Source organism: Bifidobacterium sp. UBA6881 (assembly GCA_002451435.1).
Lineage (GTDB): Bacteria > Actinomycetota > Actinomycetes > Actinomycetales > Bifidobacteriaceae > Bifidobacterium.
In genome coordinates, this window is the sequence record DKCF01000006.1 from 32635 (window position 1) to 36134 (window position 3500).

At 59.8% G+C, this 3500-nt stretch carries 3 protein-coding genes; all 3 read right to left on the minus strand.

The genetic code is table 11. The features are described from left to right. Nucleotides 1-233: 233 nt before the first annotated feature. Nucleotides 234-1139: a class C sortase gene (locus B3C64_RS00410; RefSeq protein WP_291532962.1), complete on the minus strand. Its 906-nt coding sequence runs from the start codon at nucleotides 1137-1139 to the stop codon at nucleotides 234-236. A gap of 217 nt (nucleotides 1140-1356) precedes the next feature. After that, nucleotides 1357-3039 (minus strand): SpaH/EbpB family LPXTG-anchored major pilin, encoded by a 1683-nt coding sequence (locus B3C64_RS00415; RefSeq protein ID WP_291532963.1) that lies wholly within the window; start codon nucleotides 3037-3039, stop codon nucleotides 1357-1359. 39 nt (nucleotides 3040-3078) lie between these two features. Beyond that, a partial coding sequence (locus tag B3C64_RS00420) for a prealbumin-like fold domain-containing protein (RefSeq protein ID WP_291532964.1) occupies nucleotides 3079-3500 on the minus strand: 422 nt, incomplete at its 5' end.

A 3500-nucleotide genomic window follows, 5' to 3' on the forward strand; every position in this document is an offset into this window, starting at 1 on the left:
CCCAGTTCGAGCTTCGGATACCATACGTCCAAGGTGTTGCCGGCCGCGTCCACGCTGGCCAGACCCCAACCCCACGCAGTGCGCTGATCGGTCATGTTGTGCTCCTTAGAACAATCCCCGTCGATGCGGGGATTTTCGGAATTTTTCCCGTGCCCACTCTATCGCAGAACGACATGCGCCGTGCGTTCCCGCCGCTTGCTGGACTTCGCGGCCGACTTTACCGTGCGCATCCATCAAGCAAAACCCTGCCGAACGCGCATATCACGCGCCTTGCGCCGTTTCCACCATGCCAATGCGCCAAGCGATGCGAACAGCGTCACGCCTCCGGCCAGCAGTCCGGCGCGCACCCACCAATCCATCGAATCCGGAATCATCGTCGCCTTGCCCGCCTTGGCGGAGTCCTCCGGCACGTAGGCGGTGCGCTCTCCCGTCACCAGCAGACGATGCGTGTTCTTCCCGTAAGGCGTGCAGGTCAGCAGGGTCACCAAATCGCGGTCCGGGTCGGCTTTCAGCTCGTCGAGGTCTTCCGGCTCTATCACACTGATGTCGACAACCTTGTAGGTGAGTTTCCTATCGAGCACGTCTATCCAGAACAGGTCGCCCTTGCGCATCTCCCCCAGTCGGGTAAACAGTTCCGCGGACGGCAGCCCGCGATGCCCGGCGAGCACGGGACGTGAGCCTTTGCCTCCGATCGGCAGCGCGGTCTGGCGCAGATGCCCGACGCCCCTGGACAGCACGTCTTCGGAGACGCCGTGGTAGATCGGCAGACGCAGGGATATGCGTTTGATGTCGAGATACCCCATCACGCCGTCGTGGTTCACGTTGAGCACGCTGGCGTAGTTGGTAGGCAGCACGTACCCGCTTCCCGACACGAACGGATCGTGCAACGGATCGCCGTTCAGGTTCTCGTTGTAGGTTTTCGCCGCGCCCCATTCGGCGCGCAGCTTCGCCTTGTCGGTTTTGGTGACGCTGTTCCGATACGATTCCACGACTTCGGTCTGTTTGCGCGACGCGAGCAGGTTCGACACTGTGGGGTATGCGAACACCGTGGCTCCGCAGACGACGAGCAGCACGGCAAGCAGCGTGGTCAGCCGATCCTTGACCGATGACGTGGAGTGTTTTCTCGGAATCGATGCCATGAACACCTCGATGAGACGAATACGAAAAAGCCGGCATCGTCGCTGCGAGCGTTCCCGCACGCGTCGGTGCCGCGGCATGCGAGGGCAATCGCATGCCATGGAAAGGGGCCGCATGCCAAAACGTATGCGGCCCCTTGGCGAATTGGTGTCCATTCCCACACCCGATGGAAGTCAGCGATGACGGGCATCAGGCGCGGAATGGACGAACTCTACCGGTTCAGGCGTTCTTCTTCCTGCGCGAACCGATGAGCAGCACGCCACCGGCCACCATCAGCGCGCCGAGCACGCTGAAGATGATGGTGCCGATGCCGCCGGTCTTCGGCAGGGTGCCGCTCTTCTGGTTCTTCACGGTTTCGGTGACATAACCGGCGTCGGTCGTAGAGCCCAGCGTGCCGGTGTAGTCCTTGTTGTTGTCCTGTTGCGGGGTGAGCGTCACAGGAATCGGCTTGGTGAGCTTCAGGTATCCGCCCGGAGCCTTGGTCTCACTGAGCTTATACGTGAGAGGCTTGCCCTTGTCGTCGGCGCCCTTGAGGCCGTATACGCGCAGCTCACCTTGGTCGTTCACCGCGAGATTCGTGGTGGTGTCCTTATCGTCGTTCGTGGCCCGGCGGTATTCGCCGTCGCCCACCTTCACGAATGCCAGCACGTTTTCGCCGCTATCGGCAAGGGTGAACTCGGCTCCGGTCAGACGCTCGTTCTCCTCACCGACCTTGATCACCCTGATGCCGAAGGTGTAGACCTTGGTCTTGTCCTCTTCGGTGTGGAAGTCCTCGTTGGTGTACGGGTTGTTGCTGTACTGCAGCTTCGCGTCGTTCACCATCGCCTGACCGGGCTTGGCGTTCTCGTTCACCGTGGCGGTGTAGGCAACGTGGATCTTCCTGTATCCGCGAATCTTCTCGTAGTTGAAGTCCAAGGTGAACGTGGTGGCGTTGCCGTTCGCGTCCTTGCCGGGCGTGTTCAGCGTGTATGCGTCACCGGCAGCAAGCGTCTTGTAGTTCTTGCTGTCGGAATTCGTGTCCTTCGTGGCCTCGACCTTGACGATCTTGCCGAAGGTCAGACCTTCGCTTTCCTTCATCACATCGGAGATCAGGTACTTCTTGTTGATGGCGTTGCTCGGGTAGACCGGAACGTCGGTGTACAGGTCGAAGTTCACCGTCTCGCCGATGGAAGCGGTGTCGGAACCTTGGTCTTTGTTGTCTTTACCGGTGTTGATATTGTCATCGTCACGACCGCCGTTGATGACCTTGTCCATGCCCGCCTTGGAGCGCTTGGCCACGACCGTCTGCGGCTTGATCTCCCACTGCTTGATCGTTTCATTCCACTCGGGAATCACGTTCGCGGCAATGGCGCGGTACACATACGGCCCATAAGTGCTGGTGATCTCGATGTAGTAGCCGCCGACCGGCAGGTTCAGCGTGATTGCGTCCTGTCCATCGCTCGTCACGCTCTTGGGATTGCTCGGGAGCTTGCGGCTGTTCGCCAGATCATCAAGGAACTTCGCGACGTTGCCGATGGTCTGATGCGTGTTCGCGTCGATGCCGGAGTCCGGATCAGTGGTCGAATCGCTGACGATATCCTGATAGGTCTTCGACACGGTGTTATTTTCACCGATGTACTTGCGATAGTCCTGGTTCGAGTTCGATGAGATCCATTCAGCGACGGTGCTGTCCCAAGTCAGACCGGGCGCGATCGGCGCATTGTCGGCGCCGACCTGTTCGTCGATGATCTTGTAGGCGTCCACCTTCACCTTGCTGCCGCTCAGACCGCTGATGGTGATGTCGCCACTCGACTGTGATGCCTCGTCAGCATTCGCTGTTGATGCCAGTCCGAAGCTTCCCACCGTCGCGGCCATGGCTATGGCCAAGGCTGCGACGATGCCTCTCTTTACTTCCTGTAACATGGTTTCTCCTTGTTTGCTGCTGGACTATTCAGTTATGAATCACGCTGAAATCGTGGTGTTCGGGGTTGTGGGAGCGTGGATTTTCCTCCAGGTCAATCCCGCGCCCGCGCCGATGAGCAGTATGCCGATGATGGTGTAGGCCATCAGACCGCGCCCGCCGGTTGCCGGTATCTTCTGCTCCGGAGTGTTCGTCACGGAATATCCACCGTTTTCGGCGGCGAAGGCCGGCGAATGCACGCCGTTGACCGCGGTGATTTCGATCTGGTCCTTCGCGTTGGTTTTGCTCAGGTCGATGACGACGTTCCACTGGCCATGCACTTGCACGTAGCCTTCAGGCACCTTGGTTTCGACCAGTCGGTAGTGCCCGCCGGGCAGCTCGGTGAACCGCACCTTGCCGTCGGCGTCGCTGGTCGAGGAACCTTTGGAAGTCCACTCCTTGGATGACGGATTGGACGTGTCGA